Source organism: Microbispora sp. GKU 823 (genome assembly GCF_002027145.1).
GTDB lineage: Bacteria > Actinomycetota > Actinomycetes > Streptosporangiales > Streptosporangiaceae > Microbispora > Microbispora siamensis.
Genome location: NZ_MWJN01000019.1, coordinates 1 through 18,288, shown reverse-complemented (window position 1 = coordinate 18,288; position 18,288 = coordinate 1). Strand labels below are relative to the sequence as shown.

The window sequence follows — 18,288 nt, the reverse complement described above, 5'->3', positions numbered from 1 at the left end:
CTACCAGCGCTGCCGTTCCACTCCGAGCCCGAGTGCCTCCGCCACCTCCCCGATGTTGTGGAACCTCATCTCGGGCAGCCGCCGTACGGCGTCGATCACGGCGTCGGGGGCGTTCTTGCGTTCCGCGTGGGCGAGCAGTTTGGCCGGGTCGGCGGGGAAACCGGCGTCGCTGAGCCAGGTGGCGAGGTGGCTGCGCCGCTCCACGTCGGCGGGGGTGATGCCGAGCGGCGTCCCGGGTTCGCGGCCGGGCGGCTGCCGGCGCGGCGGCGACATGTCCTCCTCGGGCTGCTGCGTCGGCTCGGGCTCGCGCCACTCCTCGGCCCGGCTGCTCCCGGCGCCCTGCACGAGGCCTTGCGTCTCGTGCTTCTGCTGCTCGTCGAGCCGGCGGCCGTGCTTGGCGCTGCCGCGTTGGATACTCATGACCTCACCTCCCGATTAGGGTCACTGACGTGCCTCGTACCCGGACCGCCTGCCCCAAACATCGAGAGCGGTGAGGCCGTGTCCCACATAATCTGCGGCGGGCGAAAAATCCGCTCATGTGATGGAGTGACGCATTGTTCGACGAGCGGCTGACGATCAACACCGAACGGCTGATCCTGCGGCCGTTCGGCCCCGGGGACGCGGGCCAGGTGCGGGCCATCATCGAGGACGGCGCGCATCCCACCGCGCTGCCGCCGGGCGCGCCCGGGCACGCGTCCGGCATCGCGCAGTGGCTGTCGTACGGCGTGCACGAGCTGTGGCGCTCGGGCCAGGGCATCCACCTCGCGATGCACGCCCGGGACGGCGTGGTCGGGTCGATCAGCGTCTTCAAGGCCCAGTGGGGCGCGGGCACCGCGGAGGTGGGATACGGCGTGCATCCCGCCTACCGCCGCCGCGGATACGCGACCGAGGCGGTCCGCGGGCTCGTCGGCCGCCTGCTCCGGGAGGGCCCGTTGAGGCGGATCGAACTGCGGGCCAACGCCGACAACCTCGCCTCGATCAGGGTCGCGGAGAAGGCCGGCTTCACCCGCGAGGGACTGCTCCGCGGCGCGGGGTTCGAGGACGACGGCCCGCACGACCTGGTGGTCTTCGGCCGCCTGCGCGGCGACGAGCGGTCGGTCCCGCGCCGCAGGATCGAGAGCGAGCGGCTCGTGCTGCGGCCGTTCGCCCGGCAGGACGCCTTCGACGTCGTCGACGCGGTCAAGGGCGATCCCGAGATCGCCCGCTGGATGCCGTGGGCCGAGGGGTACACGCTGGAGCGCGCGCTTGAGTGGTGCACCCGGCTCGCGCACGCGAACGGCCCCGGCTATGGTGGCAACTTCGCGATACAGCCGAAGGACGGGGAGCGGCTCGCCGGAGCCATCGGGGTGCAGCGCGAGGACCACGAGCGTGGGGACGCCGAACTGGGGTACTGGATCGCGCCGTGGGCCCGCCGCAGGGGGTACGCGGTGGAGGCCACGCAACTGGCCACGGCCTACCTGTTCGACCTCGGCTTCCACCGGGTCCACCTGCTGGTCGCGACGGGCAACCGCGCGAGTCAGGCGGTCGCCAGGAAGGCCGGGTTCATCGAGGAGGGCATCATGCGGCAGGCGCTGCCGGTCCCGGGGGGCTGGGCCGACGCCGTCCTGTTCGGCATGCTCAACGGGGAAATTTCATGGCAATAGGTAAAGAATCCCCCTAGTCGCTGTGCCCATCGGTCAAGCGACCACCATGATTGAGGGCCGGAAGGCTATCCTCGCCAGCCGTGAGCCTCCCGCCGGCCGGTGAGCGCGCGTCCCTGAAGCGGGAGACCTCGCCCCGGCATGCACACGGGCGGCGCCGGCCCGGACGGGAGCGGGGATTGTGAACGACACGCAGGTCAACTGCAGGGGAGATCAGCTAGATGAAACCGCCGCTGCTGCTCATCGGCCACGGCAGCCACGATGAGACCGGCGTCGCCGAGTTCGGCAGGTTCGTTCACCGCCTTCGCTGCCGCCTCGACGGGCTTCCCGCCGAGGTGAGCGGCGGCTTCATCACGAACGCCCGCCCCCCGCTCGGTGACTCCATCGCCTCTCTCGTGGCCCGGGGGCACCACCATCTGATCGCGGTGCCGCTCAGCCTGACCGGCGACCGGCGCGCGCTCGGGGACATCCCCGGCACCATGGCTTTGGAGCAGGAGCGGCACCCAACGCTCGAATACGACCTCGGCCGCCCCCTCGGGCCCGACCCGCGCGTGCTCAAGCTGCTCGCGGAGCGGCTCGCCGACGCCCGTGCGGAGATGCCGCGGTTCGTGACCGACGAGCCGCCCGCCGAGATCGGTCCCGGCGAGACCGCGGTCGTCCTGGTCGGGCACGGCTCCACCGACCCCGCCGTCAACGCCGAGGTCCACCGGGTCTCGCGGCTGTTCTGGGAGACCCACGCCGCCGACCTGCTGACCGTGGAGACCGCCTACGTGTCGCACACCCGCCCCGGCGTGCCGGGCGGCCTGGAGCGATGCCGCAGGCTCGGCGCCAAGCGCGTCATCGTCCTGCCGTACGTCCTGTTCGCCGGCGGAGTCCTCGAACGCATCTGGGCGCAGGCGCTGGCGTACGGGGCCAACCACGAGGGCCTCGACATCCGCTGCGCCGAGGTGATCGGCGACTGCGAAGGCCTCGCCGACGTGGTGATCGACAGGTACGAGGAGGCGCTCGCCGGGGGTGGTCAGTCCTCGGCCCCGGCGGCGCGCCGCCCGTCCACGCTGCTGCCGGTGACCCGGCCGTTCCCCGCCGGACGTACGCCGGACGCCGAGACCGGGGCCGGGCTCGTGACCGCCATCGCCCCGCGCCTGAACACGACCAGGGACGCCGGCGCCGAGCCGCCGAGCCCCGGGCCGCTGGACTCTGAACCGCTGGACTCCGTGCCCCTGGAGCTGGAACCGCTCGACCTGGACGCCTTCGACGTGGAGACGCTCGACGCCGAGACGCCGGAACCGGAGACGGACGGCGAGATCGAGGCCGATAGCATGATCGGCGTGACCGGCCGCGGCGAGGCGGGGGAGGAGCCCCGCGGCGATGCGCCGGACGGGCCGCTCGCCCAGCCCGGAGTCGCCAGCGCGGTGTAGACGCCGCGCAGAAGGAGAGAGCATGACGTCCCTCGGCGAGACGATCGGCGCCATCCGCCCGGTCGAGCCCGGTCCCATGGCGGAGGCCAGGGCCCACCAGGACAGGCTCACCAAGCCGAGCGGCTCGCTCGGGGTGCTCGAGGACGTCGCGGTGCGGCTCGCCGGCATCGCCGGGACCTGCCCGCCGCCGCTTCCGGTCCCGGCCGCCCTGGCGATCTTCGCCGCCGACCACGGCGTGCACGCGCAGGGGGTGAGCCCCTGGCCGCAGGAGGTCACCGCGCAGATGGTGGCCAACTTCACGGCGGGAGGAGCGGTCGCCAACGCCTTCGCCGCCGAGGTGGGCGCGTCGGTGACCGTGGTGGACGTGGGTGTCGCGGCCGACCTGCCGCCCGCGCCCCGGCTGCTCGACCGCAAGGTCGCGTACGGCACGGCCGACCTGTCGCAGGGGCCGCGATGACGCGGGAGCAGGCCGTCGCCGCCCTGACGGCAGGGATCGAGGTCGCCCGCGACCTGGTGGACGCGGGCGGGCGCTGCCTGGTCACCGGCGACATGGGCATCGCGAACACCACCGCGTCGGCCGCCCTGATCTGCGCCTTCACCGGAAGGCCCGCCGCCGGGGTCACCGGGCGGGGGACCGGCGTCGACGACGCCACCTACGAGCACAAGATCGAGATCGTACGGCAGGGCCTGCGGGCCAACGGGATCACCGAGGCGGGAGCCGTACCCGGCGGGCCTGACGAGGCGCTGCGCGTGCTCGCGGCGGTCGGCGGCCTGGAGCACGCGGCGATCGCCGGTTTCGTGCTCGGCGCCGCCGCGGCCCGGGTGCCCGTCATCCTCGACGGGGTGATCGCCGGAGCGGCGGCCCTGGTGGCCGGCGCGCTCGCACCCGACGCGATCGGCTACTGCCTGGCCGGGCACCGCTCGGCCGAGCCGGGCCACGCGGCGGCGCTGGCCCACCTGGGCCTCGACCCGCTCGTCGACCTGCGGCTGCGCCTCGGGGAGGGAACCGGCGGGCTGCTCGCCCACCCTCTGGTCAGCGCGGCGGCGCGGGTCATGCACGAGGTCGCCACCTTCGACTCCGCGGGTGTGGCGGACAAGGGCGAGTGAGCTTCGCGCGGGCCCGCGGGCGACCGCCCCGTGGACTCACAAGTCTCATCCTGTGAATGTCGCCCGAGCCCAGCGGGTAGGTTTGCCTCCTAACAATGCACGCTTGACGCAATAGGGAGACAGGGGTCATGGCGCCCTACCTGCTCGGCCTCCGCCTCGACGGGCGGCGTGTGCTCGTGGTCGGCGGCGGACGCGTCGCTCAGCGACGGGTCCCCGCACTGCTCGACGCCGGAGCCTCCGTCACCCTGGTCTCGCCCAGTGTCACCCCGGCGCTGGACGACCTCATCGCCACGGGCCGGGTGACCTGGGAGCGGCGGCCCTACCAGGTCGGCGACTGCGACGGCGCCTGGCTGGTGCACGCCTGCACCGACCACCGCGACGTCAACACCGCGGTCGCGCCGAGGCCGAGGCCAAGCGCATCTGGTGCGTGCGGGCCGACGACAAGGACGCCTCCGCGGCCTGGACCCCCGCCAGCGGGCGGGTGGAGGAGATCGGCGTGGCGGTCACCGCCGGTGGAGACCCCCGCCGCGCGGCCGGCATCCGCGACGCGATCGTGGGCGCGCTGCGCGATGGAACCGTGGACGCCCGGCGGCACCGCACCAAGCCGGTCGGCGTCGCGCTGGTCGGCGGCGGTCCCGGCGACCCCGGTCTGATCACCGTGCGGGGACGCCAGCTCCTGGCCCAGGCCGACGTGGTCGTGGCCGACCGGCTCGCCCCACGCGCGCTCCTGGACGAGCTGTCGCCCGACGTCGAGCTGATCGACGCGGCGAAGGTGCCGTACGGCCGGTCGCTGCCCCAGGAGAAGATCAACGAACTGCTCATCGAGCACGCCCGCAAGGGCAGGTTCGTCGTACGGCTGAAGGGCGGCGACCCGTTCGTCTTCGGCCGCGGCGGCGAGGAGATGCTCGCCTGTGCCCGGGCGGGCATCCCGGTGACCGTGGTGCCCGGCATCACCAGCGCGGTCGCGGTCCCCGGGGCCGCCGGGGTCCCGGTCACCCATCGCGGGGTGAGCCAGGAGTTCCACGTCATCTCCGTGCACGTCGCGCCCGGCGACCCCAGGTCCACCGTCGACTGGCCCGGATTGGCGAGATCGGCCGGAACCCTGATACTTCTCATGGCGGTCGAACGGATCAAGGAGATCGCCGAAACGCTGGTGCGAGACGGACGTTCACCGGAAACTCCCGTGATGGTGGTACAGGACGGTACTCTTCCGACCCAGCGAGCCGTTGCCGCCACGTTGTCGACCGTGGCGGAACGGGTGACCGCGGCCGGAGTGCGGCCTCCGGCGATCGTGATCGTCGGCGAGGTCGTCAAGGTCGGCCAGGAGATCGAAATGGTGCGAGCGGAGCGGGTCCCGTGAGATCGGCAGCCAGGAACACGCCCGACCACGGGACCGGTGCGGGTTCCGGCGACGCCGTGACCGAGGAGCCGGACATCGGGGAGCACCCGGAGTCGCCGGGTGAGCAGACCATCGCGTTCCGCCCGATCCGCGACGACGAGCCCCCACCGGAGCCCGCTTCGGATCCCTCGGGCTCGCGCGGGCGGCCGTCCGCCCCGTCCGACGGGTCCGCCGCCGACGCGGCGGAGGATGCGATCGAGGACGGCGAGCAGGACGCCGAAGACGCGGCGGACGCGGAGAACGCCGAGGACCTTGAGGTCTCGGAGCACCGTGAGGACGACTCGGAGGGCGCCGAAGACACGGAGCACGCGGAGGACGACGAGAACGCCGACGAGGCCGAGAACGTCGAGGACGCCGGGAACGCGGAGGACGCCGACGACGACGGGGTCCGTTCGTTCCCGATGCCGGAGCCGGTCTCGGCGGCGCTGACCGAGGCGCTCAACCAGCTCCGTACGGCGGTGAAGGGCCTGCACTTCGGCCTCGACGTGCCGGGTGCCGAGGAGGCGCGCAAGGCGCAGGCGGCGGTCCTGGCGCAGCTCGACGACTACGTCATCCCGCGCGTCCACATGAGCACCGCGCCCGCGCTGATCGCCGTGGCCGGTTCGACGGGGGCGGGCAAGTCCACCATCGTCAACTCGCTCGCCGGGGGGAAGGTCTCGGCCACGGGGGTGCGCCGCCCGACCACGGCGACGCCCGTGATCGTGTGCCACCCCGGCGACCACGAGTGGTACGCGCGGGGCGATCTCCTGGGCGGTCTGGAAAGGCTCGAAGAACCCACCCGGGACGCCCCGCCCGGCAGTGTGGTGCTGACGTCGAGCCCGTCCCTGCCCAGGGGGCTCGCGCTGCTCGACACGCCCGACATCGACTCGGTCGTGGAGGAGCACCACGAGATCGCACACCGAATGCTGGACGCCGCCGACTTGTGGGTGTTCGTCACCACGGCGTCCCGGTACGCCGACGCGCCGTCCTGGGGCCTGCTGCGCCGGGCCAAGGAGCGCGGGGCGCGCCTGGTCATCGTGCTGTCCCGCGTGCCGCCGAAGTCCCGCGAGGTCGTCGTCAAGCACTTCGGCCGGATGCTGAACGAGTACGGCCTGGGCGAGGTCGAGCGCTTCGTCATCAACGAGACGTCCGTACAGGACGGGCGGCTGCCCGAGATCGAGATCGCGGATCTCCGCATGTGGCTGTCCGCGCTGTCGGTCGACGACGAGCGGCGGGAGGCGGCGGTCAAGGCCACGCTGAACGGCGTGCTGAACAGCTTCCGCACCCGCCTGCCCGCGCTCGCCCGGCACCTCGAAACCCAGGTCGCCCTGCGCGCCGACCTGCGCTCCGACGTCGACGCGGCGTACATGGGCGCCCTGGCGCGGATCGACGAGGCGACCAGGGACGGCTCGCTGCTGCGCGGGGAGGTGCTCGCGCGATGGCAGGACTTCGCCGGCTCCGGCGACCTCATGCGCACGCTCCAGTTGCGCCGCGGCGCCAAGGGCCACCAGCAGGGCCCCGAGCGGGTGCGCGGGCTGAAGGCCGCCCTGCGGGCGGGCCTCGAAGCGCTGGTCGACTCGGCCGTCCAGCAGGCCGCCGAGGAGGCCGTGGCGCGCTGGCGGCAGCGGGCGGGCGCGGGCGACCGCCTGGCCGCGACACCGGGGCTCGGCCGCCCCTCGGAGGAGATCGCCCGCAGGACCACCAGGACCATCACCGCCTGGCAGGACCACGTCACCGAACTGATCCGCACCGAGGGCGTGACCAAGCGCTCGGTGGCCAAGCTGATCTCCTTCGACGTGGAGTCGCTCTCGCTGATCTTCATGATCGGCCTGCTCGGCTACGGCGCCACGGACGCGCCGGCGGGCGCTGGCGCCGGTGCGCTGCCCCCAGCGGCTGCTGCGCGGCCTGCTCGGCGCCGAGTCGCTGCGCAACATCAGCGCCAAGGCCCGGAGCGACCTGCGCGCTCGCGTCGGACTGCTCTTCGACGAGGAGACCCTCCGGTACGTCGACGCGCTCGACAGCGCCGGCATCCCGGACGAGGCCGCGGCGACGCGGCTCTACCAGGCAACGTACAACCTCGAGGTCGCACGATGACGGAGCCGATCCGGCAGATCACGCCCGGGTACGCCTCCGGTCCGGCACAACGGTGAGGAATCCATGACGGCTGTCAGCACCGCCGAAACCCAGCACGGGCTCGGCTCCAGGCTCGCCGCCCTGGCCAAGATCGTCGAGCTGGGACAGGGGCGGCTCGACCCGGCTCTGCTCACGGAGGCCGCCCAGCTCCTGCTGCGCGCGGGCGACCGGCTCAAGCTGTCGTCAGACCACACGGTCGTCGCGCTCGCCGGTGGCACGGGCAGCGGGAAGTCGTCCCTGTTCAACGCCGTCTCCGGGCTGGAGCTCTCGCCCATCGGCGTACGCAGGCCGACCACGGCGCGCACCCACGCCTGCGTGTGGGGCATCGACGGCGCGGGCCCGCTGCTCGACTGGCTGCAGATCCAGTGGCGGCACCGGTTCGCCCGCGCCAGCGCCCTCGACAAGGGCGAGAGCCAGTTGCACGGGCTGATCCTGCTCGACCTGCCCGACCACGACTCGATCCGAGCGCTCACCGACCACGAGGCCCACCGGCTGATCCAGGTGGCCGACCTCATCGTGTGGGTGCTCGACCCGCAGAAGTACGCCGACGCCTCGGTGCACCGGCGTTACGTGACCGAGCTCACCGGGCACGACGCGGTGACGGTCTTCGTGCTGAACCAGTCCGACCGGCTCACCCCGGAGGAGCAGGCGGAGTGCGTGGCCGACCTGGAGGATCTTCTCCGGCGTGAGGGCGTCACCCATCCCCGGGTGGTCGCGACGTCCGCCACCACCGGCAAGGGCGTGGACAGCCTGAAGGCCGTCCTGGCCGAGTCCGTGGCCGCCCGGCGTGCGGCCTACCAGCGCCTGGAGGCCGACCTCGACCGGCTGGTGCTGCGCCTGGTGAAGGACGTGCCGGAGCTGCTGCGGGTCGAGCCCACGGTGGACGGCGCGCGGCGTGCCGGGCTGGTCGACGCGCTGTGCGACGCGATCGGCGTCTCCGCGCTGGGCGAGGCCCTCGAGAACGTGTACGCCGTCCGGTCCGGCGACTGGGTCGGCTGGCCGTACGCGCGCTGGGCGGCGCGGCTGCGGCCCGACCCGCTCAAGAGCCTGCGCCTGGGGGCCGTGAAGGACGACATCCGCGGTCTGGTCGCGAGTGCCGTCACCGCCCAGCCCGCCGAGGTGGACAACGCGGTGCAGGCGCTCGCCGACGGGCTGACGGGAGGCATGCCCGAGGTGTGGCGCGACGGCGTGCGCGAGGCGGCCCGCTCGCGGGCGGACGAGCTTCCCGAGGCGCTGTCGGAGGAGCTGTCGGAGGTGGCTCCGCCGCTCGACCGGGTGCCCGCCTGGTGGTGGCTGCTGAAGATCTGGCAGTACCTCCTGGTGGTCATGTTCGTCGCGAGCCTCGCCTGGGCGGGCGCGATCCTCGCGTACGGCGTGTTCAAGGCGGGCCGTCCGCCGGCCGAGGTCCTCGGTGACGTGGCCGTGCTGCCCTGGGTGGGGCTGATGATGATCAGCGTCCTCGGGCTCGGCCTGTTCTCGGCCATGGCGAGCAGGAACTTCGTGGTGCTCGCCGCGGGCAAGGAACGCGACCGGCTGGAGCACGACATGAGACGTCGCGTGGGCGTCCTGGCGCAGGACATGGTCGTCCAGCCGGTCGAGCGCGAGCTGAACCGCTACAACGAGTTCTTCGGCGCGATGGCGGCCGCCCGGCGCTGACCGCCTGCCGGGGTGAACGCCTGCCGCCAGGGGTTGAACGCCTGCGGCCGGGGTTGAACGCCTGCCGCCCGCCCGTGCCCGGCGGCTGCGTGCACGAGCCGGAAGCGTTGTCCACAGGCGCGGCTTCGTCCACAGAACGGGTTTCTGGCCCGTGCGGCGGTGGGGGGCGCGGCCAGTGTGTCCCCCGAGCCCGGCGAGTGACCGGGCCGGGGAGGCACTTCGATGAACGACATCTACGTCACGCTGAGCGGGAACGTCACCGACGACCCCCGGCAGTACCAGTTCCGCGACGGCTCGCGTGTCACCTCGATGCGGATGGCCGTCAACAGGCGCGTCCTCGACCAGCAGACCAACACCTGGCAGACCAGGGACACCACCTACTACACCGTGCGCTGCTACCGGGGCCTGGCGGACAACGTGCAGCAGTCGATCCGCAAGGGCCACCCGGTCGTGGTGTACGGCAAGCTGCGGATCAAGCAGTTCGAGCGCGACGGCGAGCAGCGGTTCTGGGCCGAGATCGAGGCCAGTTCGGTGGGCCATGACCTGAAGTGGGGCATCGCCACGTTCGAGAAGCCGATCCGGGCCTACTCGGCGGGCGCGCCGAGCGACGACGAGCGCCATGCGATGGAGGACGCGACGCGGGAGTGGGAGCTGACCGGTCCCGCCGCCCTCGGCGCGGCGCCCGTCGTCGACGGAGGCGGTGACGAGGCGTTCGACGCCCTCGTCGGCGAACGGAGCACGAATGGCACGGCCTTGGCGGCGGCCGGAGCGCGGGGGACCGCCGGCGCCCACCACGCCGACGGAGCCTGGTGCGCGACATCGCCGGCCGCCGGCACGGAGGACACCGGCACAGAGGAGACCGGCACAGGGGAGACCGGCACGGAGGAAAGCGCGCTGGACGGGGCGACGGGCCCGGAGCGCGGCGCGCGGGAAAGCGCCGAGGCCGCCTGGCTCCCACCCGCACTGGCGGCGTAGCAGTGTCTCGCAGGTCAGCCGTGTGCGTCCGGTCGGTTCAGGCAGCGACAGGCAGGGAGTAGCGCGATGCGGGCGTGATCCCCGGGGAACTCGCGCGTGTCCGGCGGCGGCTGGAGGTGGTCGCCGCAGAGATGTTCGCTTCTTTGGCCCGCCGCGACCCAGCGGGCCAAAGGGCAGAGCCGTCTTCGGGCCCGCTGCCTGCGGACGCCATCCGCAGGTCACCGCGGGCCGCTCTGGCTGCGCCATCCCCGCTCCTAGCCAACCGGATCACCCCGGTCATAATCGGGTCATGGGGAAGAGCTATGAGCGGATAGACGGGAGACTGCGTGCCTTCATCGAGGCGCAGCACATCTTCTTCACCGCGACGGCGCCGCTGGACGGCGAGGGCACAGTCAACCTCTCGCCCAAGGGCCTGAGCGGATCGTTCGCCGTGCTCGACGAGCTCACCGTGGCCTACCTCGACTTCGCCGGCAGCAACGCCGAGACGATCGCCCATCTGCGCGAGAACGGCCGCATCACCCTGATGTGGTGCGCCTTCGACGCCACCCAACATCGTGCGCGTGCACGGTCGCGGAGAGCCGGTCTTCCGCGACGATCCACGGTGGGCCGGCCTGATGCGCCACTTCCCGGACATCGACCCGAGCCGGCACGGCCTGCGCGCGATCATCGTCGTGACCGCCGAGAAGATCCGTGACACGTGCGGGTACGCCGTCCCGTTCATGACCTATGAAGGGGACCGCCCGCTGCACGGGTCGCGTTTCGAACGCGAGACCGATGAGTCGCTCGACGCGTATTTCCACAAGAAGGAGCACGTCGCGACCAGCATCGACGGCCTGCCTGGTCTGCCCCTGCCGCTGCCGCCGCTTCCCCGCACCCCATAGCACCGGCGGGTGAGCCGGCCTGCTCGCCGCCCTGGGCGGCGCCACGGCCTCGGCCGGAACAGCACGAATCCCGGGTCGGGCAAACCGCCGCAGAAGCCTCCTTAGCCCATCAGATGCAGATGGCCATCGTGCCAAGGTAGCGGTTCCCGTCGCGCATCGCACCCTCCGCAACTATTGTGTTACTCATCGTGAGATGGGCTTCGGCTACTGGGGGGCGGGATGACGGCAACCGGTCAGACCTCGGCCAGGCCGCGAAGCGCGATCTGCTCGCGAAGTCGCTGGCCGCTGCTGGCCCAGCCGCCCGCCCTCGTGTCGTACGTGTGCGCGATCGTGGCGTTCGACGCGGTCCTGATCGCGGTGCTGGCGAAGTCGACCGCGTTCCACGCTCACCACGTCGCCATGTTCGGGGCGCTCACCGTGTGCGGTGCGGTGTGCATCGAGGCGACCCGCCGCCTCGGCATGCCCGCCGGTGTGTCCCGTGACCTGCTGTCCGCCTGGTGGTTGCCGGTGGCGTTCCTGCTTCCGCCGGTCTACGCCCTGCTCGCACCCATACCGATGCAGATCCTGCTGCAGCTCAGGGTGCGGGCGACCGTGCTGTATCGCCGCGTGTTCAGCGCGGCGGCGATCGGGCTCGCGGCGGCCTCCGCCTCGGCCGTCTTCCATCGCTCGGTCTCCGTCCCCGCGCACCTGTCGGCGGGAGAGGGCGGGCCGATCGCGATCGCGGCGGCCTGCGCGGTGCTGTTCACGGTGCTCAACACCGCGTTGATCGCGGTCGCGGCGCACGCGTCCGACCCGGAGGGCCGCTGGGGCGAGGTCCTGTGGGACCGCGAACGCGTCCTGCTCGACGCGGTCGAGCTCTGCCTCGGCGTGCTCGTCGCGGTCGTCTGCGGCCTCAACCTGGCGCTGCTGCTGCTCGTGCTGCCGCCCGTCGTGCTGCTCCAGCGGAGCCTGCTGCACGCCCAGCTCCAGGCCGCGGCCCGTACGGACCCGAAGACGGGCCTGCTGAACGCGGCCGCCTGGCAGCGGGAGGCGGACACCGAAATCGCCAGGGCCCAGCGGACAGGGGACGCCCTCGCGCTGGTCCTGGTGGACATCGACCACTTCAAGAAGGTCAACGACACCTACGGCCACCTGGTGGGCGACCAGGTCCTCGCCCAGGTGGCGGCCACCCTCCGTACGCAACTACGCGAGTACGACGTGGTGGGGCGCTTCGGCGGCGAGGAGTTCGTCGTGCTGCTGCCCGGCGCCGACGTGCACGAGGCGAGGCGGGTGGCCGAGCGGCTGCGCACCCGGGTGGGCCGGATGGTGGTCCCCGCGGAGCAGGCGACGATCACGGTCACGGTGTCGGCCGGCGTGGCCATCATGAACGTTCACGGCGAGGACCTGATCGAGTTGCTGGCCGCCGCCGACCTCGCCCTCTACCGTGCGAAAGAGCTCGGCAGGGACAGGGTCTGCCTCCCAGCCGCCCCAGTGGCCCCACCTCCCCGCAGCGCGGACGGCGCTGCCGGTGCGATCCCCTAGGCTTGAAGGTATGCCGGAGTACATCTACACGTTGCAGCGCGTGCGCAAAGCGCACGGTGACAAGGTGGTTCTCGACGACGTCACGCTGTCGTTCCTGCCGGGGGCCAAGATCGGTGTCCTGGGCCCGAACGGCACGGGCAAGTCGACGCTGCTCAAGATGATGGCGGGGCTGGAGCAGCCGTCCAACGGCGAGGCCCGGCTGATGCCCGGCTTCACCGTCGGCATCCTGCTGCAGGAGCCGTCGCTCAACGAGTCGAAGACCGTGCTCGGGAACGTCGAGGAGGGCGTCGCCGAGACCAAGGCGATGCTCGACCGATTCAACGAGATCGCCGAGCAGATGGCCACCGACTACAGCGACGAGCTGCTGGAGGAGATGGGCCGCCTGCAGGACGCGCTCGACCACCGCAACGCGTGGGACCTCGACAGCCAGCTCGAACAGGCCATGGACGCGCTGCGCTGCCCGCCGCCCGACGCGGACGTGACCACGCTCAGCGGTGGCGAGCGGCGCCGGGTCGCGCTGTGCAAGCTGCTGCTGGAGCAGCCCGACCTGCTGCTGCTCGACGAGCCCACCAACCACCTCGACGCCGAGAGCGTCCAGTGGCTGGAGCAGCACCTGGAGAAGTACCCCGGCACCGTCCTGGCCGTCACCCACGACCGTTACTTCCTCGACAACGTGGCCGGCTGGATCCTGGAGCTCGACCGCGGCCGCTGCTATGCCTACGAGGGCAACTACTCCACCTACCTGGAGGCCAAGGCCGCGCGTCTGAAGGTCGAGGGCCAGAAGGACGTCAAGCGCAAGAAGCGCCTGGAGGAGGAGCTGGAGTGGGTGCGCTCCAACGCGCGCGCCCGCCAGACCAAGAGCCGCGCCCGTCTCCAGCGCTACGAGGAGATGGCCGCCGAAGCCGACAAGTACCGCAAGCTCGACTTCGAGGAGATCCAGATTCCGCCGGGCCCGCGTCTGGGCACGACGGTCATCCGGGCCGAGAAGCTGAGCAAGGGCTTCGGCGACCGGCTGCTCATGGACGAGCTGTCCTTCGACCTGCCGCGCAACGGCATCGTCGGCATCATCGGCCCGAACGGCGTCGGCAAGACCACGCTGTTCCGGATGATCACGGGGTCCGAGACTCCGGACACCGGGTCCATCACGATCGGCGAGACCGTCAAGATCTCGTACGTGGACCAGAGCAGGGCCGGCATCGACCCGAGCAAGAACGTCTGGCAGGTCGTCTCCGACGGGCTCGACCACATCAAGGTCGGCAACGTCGAGATGCCCTCGCGGGCGTACGTCGCGGCGTTCGGCTTCAAGGGCCCCGACCAGCAGAAGCTCGCGGGCGTCCTGTCCGGCGGCGAGCGCAACCGGCTCAACCTCGCGCTCACCCTCAAGCAGGGCGGCAACGTGCTGCTCCTGGACGAGCCCACCAACGACCTCGACACCGAGACGTTGTCCAGCCTGGAGAACGCGCTGCTCGACTTCCCGGGCTGCGCCGTGATCACCTCGCACGACCGGTGGTTCCTCGACCGCATCGCCACCCACATCCTGGCGTGGGAAGAGGGCTCGAACTGGTTCTGGTTCGAGGGCAACTTCGCCGACTACGAGAAGAACAAGATCGAGCGGCTGGGCGCGGACGCCGCCCGCCCGCACCGGGTCACCTACCGCAAGCTCACCCGCGACTGAGCCGAGTTCACTTCCGCGGGCCCCGTGCCCCCGCCGCCGCGCGGGGGACGGGGCCCGTTAGGTTTGACCGGTGACCGAGCTACGCCATCCTCCAGAGCAGCTGACCCGCTTCGTCTTCGAGCGCAAGGTGCGCTTCGCCGACATCGACAGCTTCGGCCACGTCAACAACGTCCGCTTCCTCGACTACCTCGAGGACGCGCGGGTGTCCATGCTGTGGGAGCGGCCGCGTGAGACCACCGGCCGCCGGCAGGACCTGGTGGTCGCCCGGCACGAGATCGACTACCGGCGGCCCCTGACCTTCCGCGCCGATCCCGTCCGCGTCGAGGTGTGGGTCACCGAGATCTCCAGGGTCCGGTTCACCCTCGCGTACGAGATCCGCGACGACGAGACGCTCTACGTCGAGGCGCGCACGGTCATGGTCGCCTATGACGCGGCGGCCGCCCGCCCCCGCAGGCTCGACGAGGACGAGCTCGCCTACCTCAAGCGGTTCTCCATCGCTCCGTGACCGGTCGCGACGGCGCGAGCCCGCGGCCGGTCACGGAGACGGGGCGAGGTCAGCCGGCGAGCAGCCAGGCCGCGGTGTCGGTGGGAAGAGCGGTGCCGTCGAGCGGGCCGCTGGTGACCAGCACCTGGTCGTGGGGCGGGAGCGCGACCGCGCCCTCACCGCAGTTGATCACGCAGATCAGCCGGCCCCGCTGGAAGAACAGCGTCTCCTCGGGCGACTCCAGCCAGGTGATCGCGTCGGGCAGCGTGCCGCGCAGCTCCCGGCGCGCCTGCAGCACCCGGCGGTAGAACCACAGCGTCGAGGACGGGTCGGCCGCCTGCCGTTCGGCCGTGAGGTCCGCCCAGTCCGCCGGCTGCGGCAGCCACGACCCGCCGGGCCCGAAGCCGTACGGCGGCTCGGTGCCCGACCAGGGCAGCGGCACCCGGCAGCCGTCGCGGCCCGGCACCTCGCCGTTCGACCGCGCGAAGATCGGGTCCTGCCGTGCCTCCGGAGGCAGGTCGGTGACCTCGGGCAGCCCGAGCTCCTCGCCCTGATAGAGGTAGGCCGACCCCGGCAGGGCGAGCATGGCGAGCAACGCCGCGCGGGCCCGGGCGAGACCTGCCCCCGGGTCGAGCGACCCCTGGCCGTAGCGGGTGACGTGCCGTACGACGTCGTGGTTGGACAGCACCCAGGTCGGCGAGGTGACGGCCTTGAGGGTGTCGTCGATGACCTTCCGGAAGGCCGTGGCCGACCAGGGGGCCTCAAGCCAGGCGAAGTTGAAGCTCTGGTGAAGCTCGTCGGGCCGCACGTACAGTGCGAGGTCCTCGGCCGAGTCGGTCCAGACCTCGCCGACGGCGACCCGGGTGCCGGGATAGGAGTCGAGCACCCGCCGCCAGTCGCGGTAGACGTCGTGCACCTCCGGCTGGCTCCAGATCGGCGACTTCGAGGTGAAGCCCGGATCGGTGTCGGGCAGTCCCTCCGCTTTGATCAGCCCCATCGCGACGTCGATCCGGAAGCCGTCCACCCCCCGGTCGAGCCAGAACCGCAGGATGTCGAGGAACTCCTCCCGCACTTCCGGGTTGCGCCAGTTGAAGTCGGGCTGTTCGGGCGCGAACAGGTGGAGGTACCACTGCCCGTCGGGCACCTGGGTCCACGCCGGGCCCCCGAAGGTCGACAGCCAGTTGTTCGGCTCTCCGTGGCCGCTTCCGCCGCCCTCGGGACCGCCGTCCCTGAACATGTACCGCTCGCGCTCCTGGGAGCCCCTGGGGGACGCCAGGGCCTTCTGGAACCAGGGGTGGGCCGACGAGCTGTGGTTCGGCACGATGTCCACCATCAGCCGCAGGCCGTGCGCGTGCGCGTCGGCGACCAGGTCGTCGAAGTCGGCCAGCGACCCGAACAACGGATCGACGTCGCGATAGTCCGCCACGTCGTAGCCGCCGTCCGCCATGGGGGAGGGGTAGAAGGGGGTCAGCCAGATCGCGTCGACGCCGAGCTCGGCGAGGTAAGGCAGGCGGTCGCGGATTCCCGCCAGGTCGCCCGTACCGTCGCCGGAGGCGTCGGCGAAACTGCGGACGTAAATCTCATAGACAACGGCATCACGCCACCAGGGGGTTGTTTCCATGAGTCTTGGGCTGCCCGCTGTTTCCGTTACTTATGCGTTGACCATGCTGTGGGCGGCGTAGACGAGGTAGTCCCACAGCTCCTTCTCGCGCTCGGCCGGCAGACCGAGGGAACGCACGGCGTCGCCCATGTGCCTGAGCCAGGCATCCCGTGCCGCCTCGTCGATGACGAACGGCACGTGCCGCATCCGCAGCCGGGGGTGGCCGCGCTGCTCGCTGTAGGTCCTCGGGCCGCCCCAGTATTGGATGAGGAACAGGCGCAGCCGCTCCTCCGCCCCGGTGAGGTCCTCTTCGGGGTACATCGGGCGCAGCAGCGGGTCTTCCGCGACGCCCTCGTAGAACCGGCGGACGAGCCGCTCGAAGGCCTCCTCGCCGCCGATCGCCTCGTAGAAGGACAGGGTCTGCTCGCTGGTCACGATTTCAGCCTAAGTCAGCTACCGATCGGTAAGGTCAGGCGGCGAAGGTGAGGCTCTTCTCGTCGAAGGCCCGCTTCACCCGCAGGCGCAGCTCACGGGCGACCTCCAGGTGCCGCGCGGGCACGGTCTTCGCGCTGATCCGGAAGATGACGGACGAGCCCGAGACCGATTCCAGGCCGAAGACCTGCGGCTCCTCGACGATGACCGTGTCCCGGTACTCCGGGTCCTCCCACAGGTCGTGCGCGATGCCGTTGAGCAGCTCGCGGACCGTCGCCACGTCGCTGTCGTACGGCACCGGCACGTCCACCAGGGCCCTCGACCAGCCCTGCGACTCGTTGCCGACCCGCGTGATCGTGCCGTTGCGCACGTACCAGACCTTGCCGTCGGCGTCGCGCAGGCGGGTGATGCGCAGCGTGACCGCCTCCACCGTGCCGACGGCCACCCCGGTGTCGATCACGTCGCCCACGCCGTACTGGTCCTCCAGCAGCATGAACATGCCGGCGATGAAGTCCTTGACCAGCTCCTGGGCGCCGAAGCCGACCGCCACACCGATGATGCCGACACTCGTGAGCAGCGGTGCCAGCTCGACTCCGAGCTTCGCGAAGACCATCAACGCCGCGGTGCCCAGGATCACGACCGATGCGAGGCTCCGCAGCACCGAGCCCATCGTCTCGGCGCGCGCCCTGCGGCGCTCCGTCATGATCGCCGCCGCGGCCTCCGTGCTGGTCAGCACGTTCTTGCCGCGCAGCCGCTCCGGCAGCACCCCGACGCTGGCCCGCATGGTGAGCCGGGTGATCAGCCGGTGCACGACGTTCCGGATGATCAGCGCTCCGGCCAGGATCAGGACGATCATCAGCAGCACGTCCACGATGCCCGCCACGAGCTGGACCCAGGCGGGAAAGGTCCTGCCGGGCAAGGCACTGTTCAGGACGGTGCAGAAGATGCCCTCGCTCTTCTCGCAAGCCTCCGACACCTTCGCGACCATTGCGTCCGCGTCGGGCACGATGGTCGGCTCAGGACTGGGCGTCGCGGGCGACAGCGGTAACACGAGGTGGATCCCCCCCGGATCGGATCAACGGCAGTTCTTGAACGTAGCCAATACTGCCGACTGATCCGGCCTCCGTCACATCGCCGGGGAAGACGGAAGCGCGTCCCGTCCGGGGCCGCGGAGGGCGGACCGGACACGCTCCAGTGACGGTGTGGCAGGACGCGGGCGCGCACCCGGAAGCGCGCCCGGCGCCGTTCTCCAAGCGGGATCCCCCTCGATCACCGTCCGGCCCCACCTGCTCGACAGGGCCGGACGGCGGTCCGATGACGACCGGCGAACCGGTCGGCCGCGAGATGCGGACGGGTCGGGCGGCGGGACGCCGCAGCGTGGCCGTCGC

At 71.7% G+C, this 18,288-nt stretch carries 14 protein-coding genes and 3 pseudogenes; 13 read left to right on the top strand and 4 right to left on the bottom strand.

All coding sequences use genetic code 11. The annotated features are described in order from the left end of the window. A complete protein-coding gene (locus tag B1L11_RS12700; protein WP_079314658.1) occupies nt 1-420 on the bottom strand; it encodes a DUF2795 domain-containing protein in 420 nt (139 codons plus the stop codon). Between the two features lie 134 nt (nt 421-554). Between B1L11_RS12700 and B1L11_RS12695 the strand changes: the two genes are divergently transcribed. From B1L11_RS12695 to B1L11_RS12645, 12 genes and pseudogenes are all read left to right on the top strand, one after another. Then, nucleotides 555-1,643, top strand: coding sequence for a GNAT family N-acetyltransferase (locus B1L11_RS12695; protein WP_079314657.1), 1,089 nt, complete (start codon nt 555-557; stop codon nt 1,641-1,643). 218 nt (nt 1,644-1,861) lie between these two features. Then, the gene (locus tag B1L11_RS12690; protein WP_256862484.1) at nt 1,862-3,058 is read left to right on the top strand and encodes a sirohydrochlorin chelatase; all 1,197 of its coding nucleotides are present in this window, start codon (nt 1,862-1,864) and stop codon (nt 3,056-3,058) included. Then, nucleotides 3,009-4,165, top strand: a pseudogene (cobT, locus tag B1L11_RS54755) (nicotinate-nucleotide--dimethylbenzimidazole phosphoribosyltransferase). Before B1L11_RS12690 ends, cobT begins: the two are co-directional and overlap by 50 nt. Before the next feature lie 128 nt (nt 4,166-4,293). Further along, nucleotides 4,294-5,525 (top strand): annotated as a pseudogene (gene cobA / locus B1L11_RS12680) (uroporphyrinogen-III C-methyltransferase). Beyond that, entirely contained in the window at nt 5,522-7,693 is a 2,172-nt protein-coding gene (locus B1L11_RS12675) for a dynamin family protein (RefSeq protein ID WP_256862483.1), read from the top strand. The pseudogene cobA and the gene B1L11_RS12675 overlap by 4 nt, the downstream one beginning before the upstream one ends. Before the next feature lie 7 nt (nt 7,694-7,700). Further along, the gene (locus B1L11_RS12670; RefSeq protein ID WP_079314656.1) at nt 7,701-9,332 is read left to right on the top strand and encodes a GTPase; all 1,632 of its coding nucleotides are present in this window, start codon (nt 7,701-7,703) and stop codon (nt 9,330-9,332) included. 222 nt (nt 9,333-9,554) lie between these two features. Beyond that, entirely contained in the window at nt 9,555-10,307 is a 753-nt protein-coding gene (locus B1L11_RS12665) for a single-stranded DNA-binding protein (RefSeq protein ID WP_079314655.1), read from the top strand. A gap of 289 nt (nt 10,308-10,596) precedes the next feature. Beyond that, a complete protein-coding gene (locus B1L11_RS12660; RefSeq protein ID WP_256862482.1) occupies nt 10,597-11,001 on the top strand; it encodes a pyridoxamine 5'-phosphate oxidase family protein in 405 nt (134 codons plus the stop codon). Continuing rightward, nucleotides 10,979-11,188, top strand: coding sequence for a hypothetical protein (locus tag B1L11_RS50570; protein WP_256862481.1), 210 nt, complete (start codon nt 10,979-10,981; stop codon nt 11,186-11,188). The genes B1L11_RS12660 and B1L11_RS50570 overlap by 23 nt, the downstream gene beginning before the upstream one ends. Before the next feature lie 219 nt (nt 11,189-11,407). Next, complete coding sequence (locus B1L11_RS12655; RefSeq protein WP_079314654.1) at nt 11,408-12,709, top strand: GGDEF domain-containing protein; 1,302 nt, start codon at nt 11,408-11,410, stop codon at nt 12,707-12,709. 10 nt (nt 12,710-12,719) lie between these two features. After that, complete coding sequence (ettA, locus tag B1L11_RS12650; protein ID WP_079314653.1) at nt 12,720-14,384, top strand: energy-dependent translational throttle protein EttA; 1,665 nt, start codon at nt 12,720-12,722, stop codon at nt 14,382-14,384. Between the two features lie 70 nt (nt 14,385-14,454). Continuing rightward, the gene (locus tag B1L11_RS12645; protein ID WP_256862480.1) at nt 14,455-14,889 is read left to right on the top strand and encodes a thioesterase family protein; all 435 of its coding nucleotides are present in this window, start codon (nt 14,455-14,457) and stop codon (nt 14,887-14,889) included. 49 nt (nt 14,890-14,938) lie between these two features. Here the strand turns inward: B1L11_RS12645 and B1L11_RS12640 are convergent, their stop codons facing one another. From B1L11_RS12640 to B1L11_RS12630, 3 genes and pseudogenes are all read right to left on the bottom strand, one after another. Then, on the bottom strand, nt 14,939-16,489 hold the full coding sequence (locus B1L11_RS12640) for a glycoside hydrolase family 13 protein (protein ID WP_079314652.1): 1,551 nt from the start codon (nt 16,487-16,489) through the stop codon (nt 14,939-14,941). Between the two features lie 36 nt (nt 16,490-16,525). Continuing rightward, a pseudogene (locus B1L11_RS12635) lies at nt 16,526-16,885 on the bottom strand (globin); the annotation flags it as partial. Between the two features lie 52 nt (nt 16,886-16,937). Then, nucleotides 16,938-17,876 (bottom strand): mechanosensitive ion channel family protein, encoded by a 939-nt coding sequence (locus B1L11_RS12630; RefSeq protein ID WP_256862479.1) that lies wholly within the window; start codon nt 17,874-17,876, stop codon nt 16,938-16,940. 218 nt (nt 17,877-18,094) lie between these two features. On the opposite strand from B1L11_RS12630, the gene B1L11_RS48145 reads away from it, so the two are divergent. Further along, nucleotides 18,095-18,288: hypothetical protein (locus B1L11_RS48145; protein WP_218671064.1), on the top strand; the 194-nt coding region annotated here is incomplete at its 3' end.

What these genes read in the sequence shown, in the direction of transcription:
- B1L11_RS12665 (WP_079314655.1), top strand. Translation starts at nt 9,555, where the DNA reads ATGAACGACATCTACGTCACGCTGAGCGGGAACGTCACCGACGACCCC.
- B1L11_RS12690 (WP_256862484.1), top strand. Translation starts at nt 1,862, where the DNA reads ATGAAACCGCCGCTGCTGCTCATCGGCCACGGCAGCCACGATGAGACC.
- B1L11_RS12655 (WP_079314654.1), top strand. Translation starts at nt 11,408, where the DNA reads ATGACGGCAACCGGTCAGACCTCGGCCAGGCCGCGAAGCGCGATCTGC.
- B1L11_RS12700 (WP_079314658.1), bottom strand. Translation starts at nt 420, where the DNA reads ATGAGTATCCAACGCGGCAGCGCCAAGCACGGCCGCCGGCTCGACGAG.
- B1L11_RS12660 (WP_256862482.1), top strand. Translation starts at nt 10,597, where the DNA reads ATGGGGAAGAGCTATGAGCGGATAGACGGGAGACTGCGTGCCTTCATC.
- B1L11_RS12640 (WP_079314652.1), bottom strand. Translation starts at nt 16,489, where the DNA reads ATGGAAACAACCCCCTGGTGGCGTGATGCCGTTGTCTATGAGATTTAC.
- ettA (WP_079314653.1), top strand. Translation starts at nt 12,720, where the DNA reads ATGCCGGAGTACATCTACACGTTGCAGCGCGTGCGCAAAGCGCACGGT.
- B1L11_RS12670 (WP_079314656.1), top strand. Translation starts at nt 7,701, where the DNA reads ATGACGGCTGTCAGCACCGCCGAAACCCAGCACGGGCTCGGCTCCAGG.